The sequence below is a fragment of the Sorangiineae bacterium MSr11954 genome (genome assembly GCA_037157815.1).
In the GTDB taxonomy this organism is placed as follows: domain Bacteria; phylum Myxococcota_A; class Polyangia; order Polyangiales; family Polyangiaceae; genus Pendulispora; species Pendulispora albinea.
The window spans coordinates 8,961,587-8,978,584 of record CP089984.1; the positions used below are offsets into that span (position 1 = coordinate 8,961,587).

General features: G+C 65.4%; 9 protein-coding genes. 3 read left to right on the forward strand and 6 right to left on the reverse strand.

The window, feature by feature from the left end:
- Window positions 1–42: 42 nt before the first annotated feature.
- The 3 genes from LZC94_34955 to LZC94_34965 all read right to left on the reverse strand — a co-directional run bounded on the left by LZC94_34955 (window position 43) and on the right by LZC94_34965 (window position 7,819).
- A complete protein-coding gene (locus LZC94_34955) occupies window positions 43–921 on the reverse strand; it encodes a protein-glutamate O-methyltransferase CheR (GenBank protein WXB13039.1) in 879 nt (292 codons plus the stop codon).
- Window positions 918–6,980, reverse strand: a complete 6,063-nt coding sequence (locus LZC94_34960) for a HAMP domain-containing protein (protein ID WXB13040.1) — start codon at window positions 6,978–6,980, stop codon at window positions 918–920. The genes LZC94_34955 and LZC94_34960 overlap by 4 nt, the downstream gene beginning before the upstream one ends.
- Window positions 6,981–7,060: 80 nt before the next feature.
- Window positions 7,061–7,819 (reverse strand): response regulator, encoded by a 759-nt coding sequence (locus LZC94_34965; protein WXB13041.1) that lies wholly within the window; start codon window positions 7,817–7,819, stop codon window positions 7,061–7,063.
- A 559-nt stretch (window positions 7,820–8,378) separates the two neighbouring features.
- On the opposite strand from LZC94_34965, the gene LZC94_34970 reads away from it, so the two are divergent.
- Window positions 8,379–10,019 carry a mechanosensitive ion channel family protein gene (locus LZC94_34970; protein WXB13042.1) on the forward strand — a complete coding sequence of 547 codons (1,641 nt, stop codon included), beginning with the start codon at window positions 8,379–8,381 and terminating at the stop codon, window positions 10,017–10,019.
- 311 nt (window positions 10,020–10,330) lie between these two features.
- Here the strand turns inward: LZC94_34970 and LZC94_34975 are convergent, their stop codons facing one another.
- Window positions 10,331–11,881, reverse strand: coding sequence for a protein kinase (locus tag LZC94_34975; GenBank protein WXB13043.1), 1,551 nt, complete (start codon window positions 11,879–11,881; stop codon window positions 10,331–10,333).
- A 655-nt stretch (window positions 11,882–12,536) separates the two neighbouring features.
- Between LZC94_34975 and LZC94_34980 the strand changes: the two genes are divergently transcribed.
- Window positions 12,537–13,967: a protein kinase gene (locus LZC94_34980; GenBank protein WXB13044.1), complete on the forward strand. Its 1,431-nt coding sequence runs from the start codon at window positions 12,537–12,539 to the stop codon at window positions 13,965–13,967.
- 11 nt (window positions 13,968–13,978) lie between these two features.
- On the opposite strand, the gene LZC94_34985 is transcribed toward LZC94_34980, so the two are convergent.
- Window positions 13,979–16,009: a potassium transporter Kup gene (locus LZC94_34985; GenBank protein WXB13045.1), complete on the reverse strand. Its 2,031-nt coding sequence runs from the start codon at window positions 16,007–16,009 to the stop codon at window positions 13,979–13,981.
- Between the two features lie 135 nt (window positions 16,010–16,144).
- On the opposite strand from LZC94_34985, the gene LZC94_34990 reads away from it, so the two are divergent.
- Window positions 16,145–16,474, forward strand: coding sequence for an FKBP-type peptidyl-prolyl cis-trans isomerase (locus LZC94_34990; GenBank protein ID WXB13046.1), 330 nt, complete (start codon window positions 16,145–16,147; stop codon window positions 16,472–16,474).
- Between the two features lie 142 nt (window positions 16,475–16,616).
- On the opposite strand, the gene LZC94_34995 is transcribed toward LZC94_34990, so the two are convergent.
- The gene (locus LZC94_34995; GenBank protein ID WXB13047.1) at window positions 16,617–16,826 is read right to left on the reverse strand and encodes a cold-shock protein; all 210 of its coding nucleotides are present in this window, start codon (window positions 16,824–16,826) and stop codon (window positions 16,617–16,619) included.
- Window positions 16,827–16,998 lie beyond the last annotated feature (172 nt).

Consider the following 16,998-nt stretch of genomic DNA (forward strand, 5'->3'; position numbering starts at 1 on the left):
TGTTGAAAGTCGGACGCCGCATGCGGCGCACCTCCAGGGAGATTACTGCTCCACCCTCCGAAAGATCTTTTCTTCGCTCACAAACGGCACGAACCATGGCTCGCCATCGGTGTGCCGCAGGGTTTCTTTTCGACCGAGCGCGAGGAACCCGAACTTGGTGAGGCTGTCGCGAAAGAGCTTGAGCACCCGGTTCTGCAGGCTTCGATCGAAGTAGATCATCACATTGCGGCATAGAATGAGATGAAACTCGCTGAAGCTGCCGTCCGTCACCAGATTGTGCTGCGAGAAGACCACGTTTTCCATCAGGTTCGTATCGAACCGCGCGCCATCGTAGCGGGCCGTGTAGTACTCGGAGAAGGAGCGGAGGCCGCCAGCGCGCTGGTAGTTGAGGGTGTACTCCTGCATCTTGGAAAGTGGGAAGATGCCCTCTTTCGCGCCGCGGATGACCGTCTCGTTGATATCCGTCGCGTACAAGCGGGTGCGCGCGTAGAGGCCCTCTTCCTTGAGGAGGACGGCGAGCGAATACACCTCCTCCCCCGTCGAACAGCCGGCGTGCCACACGCGGATGAACGGGTACGTGCGAAGGCTGGGCACCACCTTGCGGCGGAGCGAGAGGAAGAAGGTCGGATCCCGGAACATCGACGTCACCTGGATGCTCAGGTCGAGCATCAAGCGATCCATGCACCCCGGATCGTGCAGCACGCGATCCTGCAGCGCGCTCAAGGTGGCGAGCCCCTCGGCCTGAGCGCGCCGCCAAAGCCGGCGCTTGATCGACGCGTACGCGTACGAGCGAAAATCGAAGCCGTAGACCCGATAGATCCCCTCGAGTAGGAGCTCGACCTCCACCCGTTCGACGTCGTTGTCGTGCTCCTCCTTCAGCGTACGGAACAGTCCAGACGCTGCTGCTGCATCCCGCATCATCGATACATCCACACCCGCATGAGCGAAATGAGTTGGTCGGGATCCACCGGCTTGGTGATGTAGTCGGAGGCGCCGGCCGCGATGCACTTCTCGCGATCGCCCTTCATGGCCTTGGCCGTCAGCGCGATGATGGGCAACGTGCGGTGCGCGGGGTTCTTGCGGATCTGGCGCATCGTCTCGTAGCCGTCCATCTCGGGCATCATGACGTCCATCAGGATCAAGCTCACGTCCTGGTTCTGATCGAGCATCACGATGCCATCTTTGCCGTTCTCGGCAAAGACCACGTTCATCCCGTTGGACTCGAGCACGCTGGTGATGGCGAAGATGTTGCGGACGTCGTCGTCGACCACCATCACCTTCTTGCCGGCAAACACGGCGTCCGAGCTATGGAGCTCCTCGAGCACGCGGCGCTTCTCCTCGGGCAGGTTCGCCTCCACCCGGTGCAGGAAGAGGGCCGTCTCGTCGAGCAGGCGCTCGGGCGATTTGACGTCCTTCAGGATGATGGTCTCGGCGTACTTCTTCAGCCGCGTATCCTCCTCCGGGGTCAGCTCCTTGTCGGTATAGATGATGATGGGCAGATCGCGCAGCTCCGGCTCGCTCTTGATCTTCTCGAGCAGCTCGAAGCTGGACATGTCGGCCAGGCCGAGGCCCAGCACCATGCAGTCGACGTGGCGGCCGCGCAAGAGCTCGAGCGCCTCCTCGGCCGTGCCGACCGAGACCGTCGATACGTCGCCCTGGCCGATGAGCTCCTCCATGCTGCGCCGGAGCGCCTCGTCGTTGTCGACGATGAGCAGGTTGCGCACGTCGTTGTCGAGGAACTGCGAAATGGAGTCGAAGGCGCGATCGAGCGCCTCCTTGGTGACCGGCTTCTCCAGGTACGCGAAGGCGCCGAGCTTCATGCCGCGCTGGCGTTTGCCGGTGCCCGAGAGGATGTGCACGGGGATGTGCCGCGTCTCGCGGTTGTGCTTGAGGCGATCGAGCACCGTGAGGCCGTCGACCACAGGCAGCGCCAGATCGAGCAAGATGGCGTCCGGCTTGTAGCGGTGGACGAGCGCCAGGCCGATGTCGCCGCGCAAGGTGGCGATGCACTTGAAGCCGCGCTCGCGCGCCATGTCGAGCAGCACATTGGCGAACTTGGTGTCGTCCTCGATGATGAGCAGCACGCGGTCGCCCGGCTGCACGGCGTCGCGGTCGTCGTTCAGCTCGTTTTCCATGGCCTCGTCGTCGAGGTTGGAGACCAGCTCGCCGAAGTCGGCGTCGCCGTCGAAGCCGAGCGAATCGTCGTCGTCCCCGAGCGGGATGGGGCCCGTTCCATTCGCCCCGGGCAGGCTGGGGCGGGCGCGCGCCGGCATCGCGTCACCTGCCTCGAGGCGCCGGCTCTCCTTGCGGGACTCGGCCGCCACGAGCCTCGGCTGCTCGCGGTAGTTCGGCGGGAGGTACAAGGTGAACGTGCTCCCCTCGCCGATGGCGCTCTCCACGTGGATCTCGCCGCCCAAGAGGCGCGCGAGCTCGCGGCTGATGGAGAGCCCCAGCCCGGTGCCGCCGAACTTGCGGCTGGTGGTGCCGTCGGCTTGCTGGAAGGCCTCGAAGATCAGCTGATGTTTGTCGCGCGGAATGCCGATACCTGTATCATGCACGCTCATCGCGATGACCCGCGTGGACTCCATCAGCACCACGTTGGTGAACTGCTGCTGGTTCTCCACGCTGCCGATGCGCACGGTGACGCTCCCGCGCTCGGTGAACTTGAAGGCGTTGGCCAGGAGGTTCCGCAGGATCTGCTGCAGGCGCTGGCCGTCGGTGTTGAGCGACTCGGGCAGCTCCGGCTCCTCCACCACCGTGAACTCCAGCGCTTTTTGCTGCGCCAGCGGGCGGAAGCTGCGCTCGATGTAGTCCTCGATGGCGGCGAGCCGCACCTCCGACGGGTAGATCTCGATCTTCCCGGCCTCCACCTTGGAGAGATCGAGCACCTCGTTGATCAAGTTGAGCAGATCGGTGCCCGACGCGTGGATGGTGCGCGCGTACTCGACCTGCTTGTCGGACAGGTTCCGCTCTTTGTTGTCCGAGAGCATCTTGGCCAAGATGAGCAGGCTGTTGAGCGGCGTGCGCAGCTCGTGGCTCATGTTGGCGAGGAACTCGCTCTTGTAGCGCGAGGAGAGCGAGAGCTGCGCGGCCTTGTCCTCCAGCGCGCGGCGCGCAAACTCCACCTCGCGGTTCTTCTGCTCCACCTTCTTGTTCTGCTCCGCGAGCAGGGTGGCCTTCTCCTCCAGCTCCTCGTTGATCTGCTGCAGCTCCTCTTGCTGCGCCTTGAGCAGCTCCTCGCTGGCCTTGAGGCTGGCGGCCTGCGCCTCGAGCTCGGTGTTGGTCTTCTTCAGCTCCTCTTGCTGCTGCTGCAGCTCCTTGGACTGCGACTGCAGCTCCTGGGTCAGCCCTTGCGACTGCAGCAGCAGCTCCTCCGTCCGCATGTTGGCGACGATCATGTTGAGCACGACGCCGATGCTCTCGGAGAGCTGGTCGAGGAAGATCTGGTGGATCTGGCTGAACGCGCGGAAGCTCGCGAGCTCCAGCACCGCGCGCACCTCGCCCTCGAAGAGCACGGGGAGCACGATGATGTTGAGCGGCGAGGCCTCGCCCAAGCCGGACGAGATGACGATGTAGTCGTGCGGCACGTTGGTGAGCAGGAGGCTCTTCTTCTCCAGCGCCGCCTGCCCCACCAGCCCTTCGCCCAAGCTGAATCGGTTCGACACGCTCTTTCGCTGCTTGTACGCGTAGCTGGCGATCAGCTTGAGCACCGTCTCGCCCTCTTCTTGCGTGGCGATGAAGAAGGCGCCGTGGTGGGCGGAGACCAGCGGGGTGAGCTCGCTCATGATCAAGCGGCTCACGGCCTCCAGGTTCTTCTGGCCCTGCATCATGCCGCCGAACTTGGCGAGGTTGGTCTTGAGCCAGTCCTGCTCTTGGTTCTTCTGCGTGGTCTCGCGCAGGTTGGCGATCATCTGGTTGACGGTGTCTTTGAGCAAGAGCAGCTCGCCCTGCGCCTCCACGGCGATGCTCCGCGTGAGATCGCCGTTGGTCACCGCCACGGCCACGTCGGCGATGGCGCGCACCTGCGCGGTCAAGTTGCCGGCGAGCTGGTTCACGTTGTCCGTGAGATCGCGCCAGGTGCCGGCGGCGCCGGGCACCTTCGCCTGGCCGCCCAGCTTTCCTTCGGTGCCCACCTCGCGGGCCACGGTGGTGACCTGATCGGCGAAGACGCGGAGGGTGTCCGTCATGCTGTTGATCGTCTCGGCCAGCGCGGACATCTCGCCCTGCGCTTCCATGAGCAGCTTTTGCGACAGATCGCCGTTGGCGACCGCGGTCACGACCTTGATGATGCCGCGCACCTGGGTGGTCAGGTTCGAGGCCATCGAGTTCACGCTGTCGGTGAGATCCTTCCACGTGCCGGCCACGCCGGGGACGCGCGCTTGGCCGCCCAGCTTTCCTTCGGTGCCGACCTCGCGGGCCACGGTGGTGACCTGCTCGGCAAAGACGCCGAGGGTCTCGGTCATGCTGTTGATCGTGTCGGCCAGCTCGGCGATTTCGCCCTTGGCTTCCACCACGAACTTCTTCGTCAGATCGCCGTTGGCGACCGCCGTCACGACCTTGGCGATGCCGCGCACCTGGGTCGTCAGGTTGGTGGCCATCGAGTTGACGTTCTCCGTCAGGTCTTTCCACACGCCGGCCACCCCGGGCACGAACGCCTGCCCGCCCAGCTTTCCATCGGTGCCCACTTCGCGGGCCACGCGCGTGACCTCGGCGCCGAAGGCGCGCAGCTGGTCCACCATGGTGTTGATGGTGTTCTTCAGCTCGAGCAGCTCGCCCTTCACGTCGACCGTGATCTTTTGCGACAGGTCCCCGTTGGCGACCGCGGTGGTGACGAACTTGATGTTTCGCACCTGCTCGGTGAGGTTGTTCGCCATGTAATTGACGCTGTCGGTGAGATCCTTCCACGTGCCCGCGACCTCCGGCACGTGCGCTTGTCCGCCGAGGCGCCCTTCGGTGCCGACCTCGCGCGCCACACGGGTGACCTCGGCGGCGAAGGCGCGCAGCTGGTCGACCATGGTGTTGAGCGTGTTCTTCATCTCGAGCATCTCGCCCTTCACGTCGACCGTGATCTTCTGCGACAGATCGCCGTTGGCGACCGCGGTCGTGACGAGCGCGATGTTGCGCACCTGCCCCGTGAGGTTCGAGGCCATGTAGTTCACGTTGTCGGTGAGGTCCTTCCACGTGCCCGCGACCCCCGGCACATTGGCCTGGCCGCCCAGCTTCCCTTCGGTGCCGACCTCGCGCGCCACGCGCGTGACCTCGCCCGCGAACGAGTTGAGCTGGTCCACCATGGTGTTGATGGTGCTTTTCAGCTCCAGAATTTCCCCGCGCGCGTCGACCACGATCTTCTTCGACAGGTCGCCATTGGCGACCGCGGTGGTCACCAGCGCGATGCTCCGCACCTGGCCCGTGAGGTTCGAGGCCATGTAGTTCACGTTGTCGGTGAGATCCTTCCACGTGCCCGCGACCCCCGGCACGTGCGCCTGCCCGCCGAGGCGCCCTTCGGTGCCGACCTCGCGGGCCACGCGCGTGACCTCGGCGGCGAAGGAGTTGAGCTGGTCCACCATGGTGTTCATGGTGTTCTTCAGCTCGAGCATCTCGCCTTTGACGTCGACGGAGATCTTCTGCGACAGGTCGCCGTTCGCGACCGCGGTGGTCACGTATTTGATGTTGCGCACCTGGTCGGTCAGGTTGTTCGCCATGTAGTTGACGCTCTCGGTGAGGTCTTTCCAGGCGCCGGTCACCCCGGGAACTTGCGCTTGCCCGCCCAGCTTTCCATCGGTGCCGACCTCGCGCGCCACGCGCGTGACCTCGCTGGCGAACGCGCGCAGCTGATCGACCATGCGATTGAACGTGTTTTTCAGCTCGAGGATCTCGCCCTCGACCTCCACGGACATCTTTTGCGACAGGTCGCCGTTGGCGACGGCCGTGGTCACCAAGGCGATGTTGCGCACCTGATCGGTCAGGTTCGAGGCCATGGAGTTGACGTTGTCGGTCAAGTCCTTCCACGTGCCGGCCACCCCCGGCACCCGCGCTTGGCCGCCGAGCTTTCCCTCGGTGCCGACCTCGCGCGCCACGGTGGTGACCTGCTCGGCGAAGAGGCGGAGCGTGTCCGTCATGTTGTTGATGGTGTCGGCCAGCGCGGCGATCTCGCCCTTGGCCTCCACGACGAGCTTCTTGGTCAGATCGCCGTCGGCGACCGCGGTCACGACGCCGGCGATGCCGCGCACCTGGGTGGTGAGGTTCGAGGCCATCGAGTTCACGCTGTCGGTCAGATCTTTCCAGGTGCCGGCAACCCCCGGCACATGGGCCTGGCCGCCCAGCTTTCCTTCGGTGCCGACCTCCTTGGCCACGCGCGTGACCTCGGCCGCGAAGGAGCGGAGCTGATCGACCATGGTGTTGACCGTTTCACCGATGCGCAAAAATTCTCCGCGCACGGGCTTGCCCTCGATCTCGAGGGCCATCTTCTCCGAGAGATCCCCGCCGGCCACCGCGGTGATGACGCGCGCGACCTCGGTCGAGGGGCGCACGAGATCCAAAATCAGCGAGTTGATCGACTCGAGCTGGCTGCCCCACCCCCCCTTGGCACCGCGGAGCAATGCGCGCTCCGTCATGCGCCCCTCGCGGCCCACCACCCGGCTCACGCGCACCACCTCGCGCGCCATGGCGTCGTTCAACTGCGCGACCTCGTTGAAGGCGGTCGCGAGCTCGAACATCGCCCCCTGCTCCCGGGCCGGCAGACGCACCGTGAAGTCCCCCTCGCGCAAGGTGCGCAGGGCCGTGAGCAGCCCCTGATACTCGTCGAAGGTCGGCCCTTGGACGACATCGTCGCTCGAACGCTTACGTGAAGGTGCGGCGGCCCGCGTTGCCTCTTGTCCCGTTGGCGCTGCGGGTTTGCGGCGGGCGCGCGGGCTTTCGCCGTTTCGACCGTTTCGGCTTGCTACAGCAAGGCCGACATCACCGTTGTTCTTTGTAGCCACGGTTTGCTCCTCGATGGGGGCTTCGATTGGTGTGTGTGTATCGTACACCCTCGATGCTCAGCATCCCTTTATCGACCAGATTATGCCGATTTGAGCAACTCGGAGATGGATGCTTCCAGGGTCGAGAGGCTCACGGGTTTGGTGAGGTGCTGCCGGAATCCTGCAGCGCGAATGCGCGCGGTATCTTCCTCCGAGCTCACCCCCGTGAGCGCGATCGCGTGACGCGGTCGCCCCAGCCGCTCCATCAATTCGACACCGCTGCCGTCGGGCAGCCCTACGTCGCTGATCAACACGTCGAAAGGCTGCTTGCGCGCGATGAGCAGGGCCTCCGCCAAGCTCGTTGCGCCGAGCACCTCGTAGCCGCGCCGCTCGAGCACGCGCCGCAAGAGCGACACGGTGTCGAGATCGTCGTCGACCACCAGCACCGTGCGCGTACCCGCGAGGACGGGGGCGCTGGGCGCGACGGCCGGGACGCCCATCGTGCCGGTCGATACCGGGCGTTCGAGGTGGCCTGCGCTCGCGAACTCGGTCTCGAACACGCGCTCGTGGCACGTCATACGAAGCTTCACGCGGTCTTCGCCCAGGGCGCTGGTCACCAGGATTTTGTCGCCTCGAACGGCAGCCACCATCACGCTCTCGAGCCCGTGCGCGACGAGCTCCCGCACCGCTTCGCGCTCGCCTTTCACGAGCGAGCGGCGCGCATTGAGCTCCAGGGTCACGTGCTGCCCCGCGGCGAGGATGACGGCCCGCTTCGCGATGAGAACCTCGCGCACCAGCGCATGGAGGTCGACCGAGGCTGCGCGTGCTTCGCGGGTCTTCGGGTCGCTCCGTAGATTCATGGGCCTACGCCAATTGTAGCTCCTCACGCGAATCGGGCGACCTCGGAGAGCCGAATCGAATGATTCAGCTGAGGCGCGAATCGCGCAATCATTTCTTCATTTTTTCGCAACGGCGGACGGCGGCGGTCCCTTGTGCAACGCCTCGTTCAACTCATGGATCGGGACCTTCGCAACGGAAACGGAGTGCGTGTGTCGCTCCAGCTTCCTCGCGAGGCTCGCGCCCGCACCAAAGGCCGCCGCCGAACCGGCCACGCCGAATAGACCGATGGCAAGCCACCGGCGCGCTTGCATCGAAATCATTGCGCGTCTCCTGTAACAAATCAGCGGAGCAATGCGCGTGCCTTAATCCCGTACGCGTGCCCGATCGTCTCCACGTACCCGTACCCGTTCCCGTACACGTGCCTGATCTTCTACTCGGGAAGGTCGCGACGGGAGAAGAGCGGGAACGGGGACGTGTACAGGAACGGGTACGGAACGCGAAGCGTACGGCGACGCTTTGCGTGCTCGATATTTCCAATGATGTGGCACGAGGCACAAATGCGGGCTAACTGGGTGCGTCATGCTCGCGTTCCATGCGGTCTTTCGTTTCTTGTTTAGCGCGCTGGCGGCGTTCGCAACGCTTTTGGCGCTGGCGCATCCGGCGTACGCCGGTCCCAACGATGGATTGCCGAAAACGAACGCCACCCTCGACCGCTCGACACCGCGGCGGGCGATGGCGGGCTTCATCGACGCCGCGCACGCCGGGGACTACGAGCGTGCGGCGAACTACCTCGATTTGCGCAGCATCCCACGGTTCCGCCAAGCGAGTGAAGGACCGGAGCTCGCGCGCAAGCTCGCCTATGTGCTCGACCGAAAAGTCGACGTGGATCTCGACCGGCTCCCCGACGAGCCGGAGGCGCGCGAGGCGATCGCGGGCACCGCCATCGTCGAAGACGAGCCGGTCAATGTTTCGCTCGCGCGCATCAAGTTCCCCGACGGCGTTCCGCGATGGGTGATCGCGCGCAGCTCGGTGGCGATGATCCCGCCGCTCTACGCGGCCTTCGGTCCGTCGGAGTGGGCCGATCGCTTTCCGCCCATTTTGGTTCGGGTCGCCTTCCTCGGGAACGCGCTCTGGCAGTGGCTGGCGCTGGTGCTCCTGGCGGTGGGCGGCTATTTGGGCGCGCGGGCGCTGGCCGCCCTGCTCATCGCGCTGGCGCAGCGGTTCGCGCAGCGCACGAAGACGACGTCGGACAACGCGCTGGTCGAGACGGCGCGGCGCCCGCTTCGGGGGGTGCTCTTCGTGCTCATCGTGCGGCAGATGCTCCCCGAGCTGCACCTCACGGCGGCCGCCGAAGATGCGGTGCACCACGTGGCGTACACGTTGCTCGTGATCGCGGTGACGTGGTTCGTCCTTCGCGCCATTTCCATCGGCGCCGAGTGGGCGGAGGAGCGGCTCCCCAGCGGTTCGCAGTTGGAGCTGAAACACCGCGCGGTGCAGACGCAGCTGGAGCTGCTACGGCGCGTGATGTCCGTCGTCATCGTGATCATCGCCATCGCCGTCGGGCTCATGCAGTTCGAGTTCGTGCGCAACGTGGGCGTGTCGCTCTTGGCGTCGGCCGGGGTAGCGGGCATCGCGCTGGGCGTCGCGGCGCAAAAGTCGCTCGCGGGCATCATCGCCGGTATTCAGCTTTCGCTCTCGCAACCGATTCGTATTGGGGATTCGGTGGTGGTCGAGAAGGAAATGGGGCACATCGAAGAAATCAATTTGACCTATGTGGTCGTCCGGCTCTGGGACGAGCGGCGCCTGGTGGTGCCGATGACCCGTTTCCTCGAGCAGCCCTTCGAAAACTGGAGCCGCAACTCCACCGAAATCCTAGGGACGGTGTTCCTCCACGTCGACTTTGCGACCCCCATCGACCGATTGCGTGTCGAGCTCCGGCGCATCTGCGAAGGGAGCCCCAATTGGGATCAGCGACTGTGCCTGCTCCAGGTGACCGACTCCACCGACCGCCGCATGGTTTTGCGCTGCCTCGTCTCCGCCGCGAGCGCCAGCCGCGCCTTCGATCTCCGCTGCGAAATCCGCGAAGCGCTCATCGACTTTCTGCGCCAGCTCGACGGCGGCCGCTACCACGGCAACCCGCGCCTCGACGTTCAATTGTCCCCGCCAAAGGCAGACCACGAGGAGCCACGCGAGGCGACATTGCCGCTACCGCAGGTTTGATGGTTTCGAGAGGGCAGAGCCCCCTCGCCCAGACGGCAAAGGCCCTTCGGCCCCGCTTTCATGACGCACGTTAAAAGGTTTTGAGAGGCAGAGCCCCTCGCCTAGGCCGCAAAGGCCCTTCGGCCCCCGCTCTCATGACGCACGTTGAAAGGTTTTGAGAGGCAGAGCCCCCTCGCCCAGGCGGCAAAGCCTCCTAGGACCCCGCCCTCACGACGCACGTCAAAGGTTTCGAGAGGGCAGAGCCCCCTCGCTCTCATGACGCACGGCGAAAGGTCTTTGACGGTGTAGAGCCCCCCGGCAAAGCCCTTCGCCTAGCTGCTCGAGGGCGGCTCGATGTGGATCGCCGGTGGGGGCGAGGTGTCGATGCTGCTGCCCAAGTCTTCGGCGGTTTGATCGACCGACGTTTCGGTGCCGTCGGCGGATTCGCCGGCGGGCTTGGTGTTCTTCTTGGCCACCTTTGCGCGCGGCTTCACCGTTTCGGCTTTGGCCACTGCGTCGTTCGGTCCGAGCTCGATCACGGTGTTCGGATCTTTGTTCGCCGTGCGCCCGGTGGGCGGAGGCGGGTTGCTCGCGGGCGGGGTCGGCGCCGCAGAGGTGCTCGCACCGCCGCGCGATCCGCCAGCCGATGACGGCGTGCCGGCCGTTGCCGATGTTCCGTTCGTCGCCGACGAGCCGCTGCCCGCGCCCGGCGCGGACGAGCCGCTGCCCGTCGCAGACGCCGCCGCCTTGGCCGCGAGCTCCTCGCGAACGGGCGGAGGCCCGGTCACCCGCTCGGGCGGATGCGCCTTCATGGCGCCGCCGACATTGGCCGTCACCGGCGCGGCGGCCGCCGTGTTGAGCGAGTTGCGCCACCAGGGACGCGCAAAGGTCACGGCGAGGAGCGCCCCGGCGAAGAGGGCGGCGGCGGCGACCATGGGAATGATGCGCGAGGAGCGCTTGATGCCTTTTTCGCCCGTGTGGCGCGTCACGTAGGAGGCCATCAGCGACCCCCGCCACGACGAGCTCAGACCGAAGCGCGAGATGCGCGGCTGCACCCCCATCGCCGTCAGGAACGCTTCGCCCATTTCGCGCGCCGAGCGGAAACGCTTCTTGGGATCGCGCGACAGCGCCTTCGTGAACCACTCGTCGAGCGCCCCCGGAATGTCGCGGCGATAGCGGCTCGGCGGCCGGAATTTGCCGCGGTTCACCGCGAGGCAGACGGCGCCGTACGTCTCGCCGGCGAAGGGCTTGCGGCCGGTGAGCATCTCGTAGGTGACCACCGCCAGCGCCCAGAGATCGCAGCGGTAGTCCACGTTCTTGGCGCTGAGCATCTGCTCCGGGCTCATGTACGTGGGCGTGCCGAGGGTCGCGCCGGTGTTGGTGACGCTCACGTCACCGCGCCCCAGCAGCTTGGCGATGCCGAAGTCGAGCACCTTGACGAAGACCTCTTCGCCGTCGCTGGTGAGGAAGATGTTCTCCGGCTTGATATCGCGGTGAACGATGCGAAGCTCGTGCGCCTTGTCGAGCGCGCGCGTGGTCTGCACCACGATGCTCGCCGTCTCCTCGAGACTCAGTCGCCCGCGCAGATGGATGCGGGTCTCGAGATCGGTCCCCTCGAGGTACTCCATCACGATGTACGGAAGCCCGTTGGGCTCCGACGGAACGCCGTAGTCCAGAATCTGCACCACGTTCGGATGGTGAATGCGCGCGGCCGACCTCGCCTCTCGCGTAAAGCGCTCCACGGCGGCTTGATGACAGGCCAAGGCCGGCGACATCAGTTTGACCGCCACCTGGGTGTCGAGCCCAACATGATGGGCGAGCCACACGCTGGCCATGCCACCTTCGCCGATCTGGCGCACCAGCCGCACATTCGGCGTGATCATGGTGCCCGGGCAAAGGGACACGACCGAACTGCGATGGATTTCGTTCAGTGTCATGGCTCCCCCGGGGGTTGTACTGAGCAACGCTCGTGCCCAAAGCGGACCGCTTCCGACCCAGGGAAGACCTCCATCCGAGCGCAACCAAGAGAGATCGCCGCAGGGATTGTCGGACGATGTACGAACGTCGGCGCAAGCTCCGAAAAGTGCGGCAAAAAAGCTGAGGGCCGATGTCATTTGCTACAGAGGCGGTCACTCGATCGCGGACCCGGGGCCGCATGTCGACGACAACGGGCCGCACCTTCCCCCGCACGCGCACCTGCCTTCCCTCTGCGGCCGCCTTCTCCCCCGGTCATCGCGGCGTGGTCCGTCGCGCGTACGTCACCGTTGGTGCTGTCGCAGTTCTCGACGCCTCCCCCGTTGGAAAGATCCGCGGGTGGTATCTGTGGTAGCTGCGCGCCCCTGCTTGCCTTGACCGACGCGGCATGTACCTAATTAAATGCCCCAAAAACGATGAAGGCGCGCAGGATGGTGGGGCATGGCCTCCGGCGACGTCCGGGACGTGGCGGGCTTGCTGGACGGGTGATGGACGTGGAGAGAGAAGAAGGACAAGAAGAAGGACGAGTGCGTCGATGAGCGCGCGGCTCGAGGAAAAATATTGATGACCAACGCGGAACAAACGCCCTCCGGACGCGCGCTAGGGCTCCCGCATCCGGGTGAAATCCTAGCGGGAAAGTACTGCGTCGAGGCGGTCCTCGGCGTGGGCGGTATGGCCGTCGTGGTGGCAGCTCGGCACATCGAGCTCGACCACCGTGTCGCGTTGAAGATCCTGCTGCCCCGCTATCGCGCGAATGAAGAGGTGGTCGCCCGCTTTCGGCGTGAAGCGCGCGCGGCGGTGAAGATCAAGAGCGAGCACGTCGCGCGCGTGCACGACGTCGGGGCCTTGGACGATGGGGCGCCGTGCTTGGTGATGGAGTTCCTCGAGGGCCACGATCTCGAGACATTGCTGGCCGATCAGGGGCCGCTGCCACAAGAGACCGCCGTCGATTACATGCTGGAAGCGTGTGAGGCGCTGGCGGAGGCCCACGGGCTGAGCGTGGTGCACCGCGATCTGAAGCCGGCCAACTTGTTTCTCGCGCAGCGCTCCGATGGCAAGCCGATCATCAAGCTGCTCGACTTCGGCATCTCCAAGGTGGGTGGCGTGGAGCTCACACGCCGTCGCTCCTCGTTCGGAACGCCGCACTACATGTCGCCCGAGCAGCTGCTGGCCGCCGGGCAAGTGGACTACCGCTCCGACATTTGGTCGATGGGCGCGATCCTGCACGAGCTCATCGCCGGCCGCCCGCCGTTCGACTCCGAGGATCTCTCCGAGCTGCAGCAGCTGATCAAACAAGGCGCACCGCGAAGGCTCTCGGAAGACGTGCCCGACGCGCCCCCGGGGCTGGAGCGGGTAATCCTGCGCTGCCTCGAAAAAGACGCCAAGAAGCGCTTCGAGAACGTCGCGGAGCTGGCGGCGGCGCTCGGGCCCTTCGGCTCCGCGGGCCACGCGCAAATCATGGTGGAGCGCGTGAAGGGCGTCACCGAGACGGCCAAGAACCGCGCGGCGGTCACCGACTCGCAGCAGCACCCGGCCATCGACGGCGGCTCGGTGGGCTTTCTGCCGATGGCTGGGGTCCAACCCGCGACCGAAACGCTCAAAGCCTCCTCGCGCTCCGCCACCACGGATCGCGTGGATGCGCCCATCGGCTCACGCATGGCCATCGCCAGCGCCGTCGCCCTCGCGGCCGTGGCGCTCGCGGGCCTCTACGGCATCGCTCACTACCGCTCGAGCGCACCTGCTCCGTCGCAAATATCACCCGCTTCACCTGTCGGGGTGACGAGCCCGCCGCCCACCACGGTGGAACCCCGCGACGCCACGGCAACGGCGCCGGTCGCCACGATGGCAACGCCCCCGACCATCACGTCTGCACCGTTGGCCGACATGGCCGTGCCCACCGCGGCCACGGCGCCGAACATCGCAGCCGTCAACAGCTCGCCCAAGATGGCTCCCAAGACCAAGCCGCGCGCAAAGCCGCGAGCTTCGGACAAGTAGCGCGAGCTTCGTTACAGATCGATCTGCGTGCCCAGCTCCACGACGTGGTCGTGCGGGATGCCGAAGTAGCGGGTCGCCGGTTGGGCGTTGCGCGAGAGGAAGGCGAAGAGCATCTCGCTCCAGCGCCCCATCTTGCCGCCGCCGCTGGCGAGGAAGGTCTCGCGGCCCACGTAATAGGTCATGTGGCTGAAGTCGATGGGAACGCCGCAGAGGCTCGATGCTTCGAGCAAAATTTGAGGCACGTTCGGCGCCTCCATGAAGCCACAGCGGGCGATGACGCGGTAGAAGCCCTCGCCGAGATCCTGCACCTCGAGGCGGCGCTCCTCGTCGGCCACGGGCACGTGCTCGGTCACCACCGTGAGCAGGATGACCGTGTCGTGGAGCACGCGGATGCGTTGCGCGTGGTGGAAGAGGATCGGCGGGACGCGGCCCGAGTTGGAGGCCATGAAGATGGCCGTGCCGGGGATGCGCGCGAACAGACGTTGGTGGAGCCCCGCGAGGAATTCATCCATGGGCGGCGAGCGCTTCACGATGTACTCGGCGAGCAGGCTTCGCCCCTTCTTCCACGTGATCATCACCGCGAAAATCGAGGCGCCGATCAGGACCGGGATGTAACCGCCTTCGAAGAACTTCAGGATGCTGGACGAGAAGAACGGGATGTCGAAGCAGAGAAACAGCACCAGGAGCGGCACGGCCTTCCATCGCGACCAGCCCCACGTGCGGCGCACCACCACGTAGTACACGATGGACGTGATGGTCATCGATCCGGTGACCGCCATCCCGTAGGCCGCCGCCAGCGCCGAGGATTTCTGAAACTGCAGGACCACGATGAGGCACGTCACCATGAGGCCCCAGTTGATCTGCGGGATGTAAATCTGCCCCTCGGTCTCGTGCGACGTGTGCTTGACGGTGACGCGCGGAAAGTACCCGAGCTGCACCGCTTGATGCGTGAGCGAATAGGCGCCCGAGATCATCGCTTGCGACGCGATGACCGAGGCCATCGCCGCCAGCACCACCAGCGCATAGGTGAGCGGGCCGGAAGGGACCTGCGAGAAGAACGGATTGGCCAGCGCCTCGGGGTGCGCGAGCACCAGCGCGCCCTGCCCGAAGTAGTTGATGACCAAGCTCGGCATGGCGAACAGCGACCACGCCAGCCGGATCGGGCGGGCGCCGAAGTGGCCCATGTCGGCGTAGAGGGCTTCACCGCCGGTGACGCACAGAACGACCGCGCCCAGGGTCAGAAATCCGTGCCAACTGTGCTGGACGAAGAACCGAACGGCGTGAATGGGCGAGAGGGCCCAGAGCACGGTGGGGTTCTGCACGATGTGAATCACCCCCAGGACGAACAGGGTGCCGAACCAGAGCAACATGATGGGGCCGAAGAAGCGCCCCACGTCGGCGGTGCCGCGGCGCTGAATGTAGAAGAGACCGATCAGGATCGCGCACGTGATGGGCACCACCGCCGGCTTGAGCGAGTGGGCGGCGAGCTCGAGCCCCTCGACCGCGCTGAGCACACTGATGGACGGCGTGATGATGCCATCGCCGTAAAGCAGCGCGGCGCCCACGAGCACCAGCACCGCCACCCATCCGAGCCTGTGCCCCGACGGCGCACGAAGCTTCTCGGGCACCAGGGCGAGCAGCGCCAGGATCCCCCCTTCGCCATGGTTGTCGGCCCGCATGATGAAGCCGAGGTACTTCACGGCCACCACCATGGTGAGGGACCAAAACATGAGCGACAGGAGCCCCAGGATGCCCTCTTGCGTGGGCGGACCTCCCCGCTCGGCCGCGTGCACGCACTCCCGCAACGTGTAGAGGGGGCTGGTGCCGATGTCGCCGAAGACGACGCCGAGCGCGGCGAGGGTCAGCGCGCGCACCGAAACGGTCTTCTCGGGGTGCTCCTTGTCGAGAAGACCGATATCGGCCAGCGAGTGGATGCTGCGTGACGCTGGACGCGGACGGCTGGGGGGCCGTTCCGACGGGGGAGCCGCGTCGAGCCCCGTCCCGATGGATGGACGCGACGCCGAGCCTGAGGAACCGGTCATTTAACGGTGCCCATTATGAGCAGAGCCGCCGCGAACGCAAGCAGGGGCCTAACGCAACGAGCCGAACCGGATTCACATCTTGACGTTGGGCGCGGAGCGAGGCACCCATGCCGCCTTCCACGAAAGGAGCCTGCGATGGCAGACCAACTCGGAATCGAAGACGTGAAGATCGGCGATGGAGCCGAGGCAACCGACGGCGCGAACGTGACCGTGCACTACGTCGGCACCTTGACCGACGGCAAGAAGTTCGACAGCTCGCGCGATCGCGGCCAAGGGTTCTCCTTCAAGCTGGGCGGCGGTCAGGTCATCAAGGGCTGGGATCAAGGCGTGAAGGGCATGAAGATCGGCGGCGTGCGCAAGCTGACCATCCCGCCGGAGCTCGGGTACGGGTCCCGCGGCTTCCCTGGCGCCATTCCTCCCAACGCGACCCTGCTCTTCGAGGTCGAGCTGCTCGGAGTCAAATAAACAACAATCCCGCCGGCTTACGGCTGAGTTAGAAGCGTATTCGAGCTACAAAAAGCAAAAGCGGGGCTCGCTTTCAAAGAAGCGCGCTCCGCTTTCGCTTATTTTCGCTGGTTCGACGATTCCGCCGATTGCGAACCGAGAATCAAGCTCCGAGGACGCGAACGTTCTCGGCGAGCAGGCCCTTTGGTCCTTGCTTCACTTCGAACTCCACCGGCTGGCCCTCGGCCAGAGTGCGGAAGCCCGATGCCTGGATGGCGCTGTAGTGGCAGAAAACGTCGTCGCCTCCGTTGTCCTGCTTGATGAATCCGAACCCCTTCGCCTCGTTGAACCACTTCACAGTTCCAGTTGCCATCTGCTGTCTCTCTGTTCCAACTTCGCTCGGGCTTGAACTTCGACCATCGAACCCAACGTGCCCAACGAAATCGAGCCGATAGATAAGTTTTCTACGAACGAAAGTCGAGCGCGAACGCTCGGGATGTTGTGCAAACGCGGTTTGTAATGTGGCTTGACACACGCACCGCCCC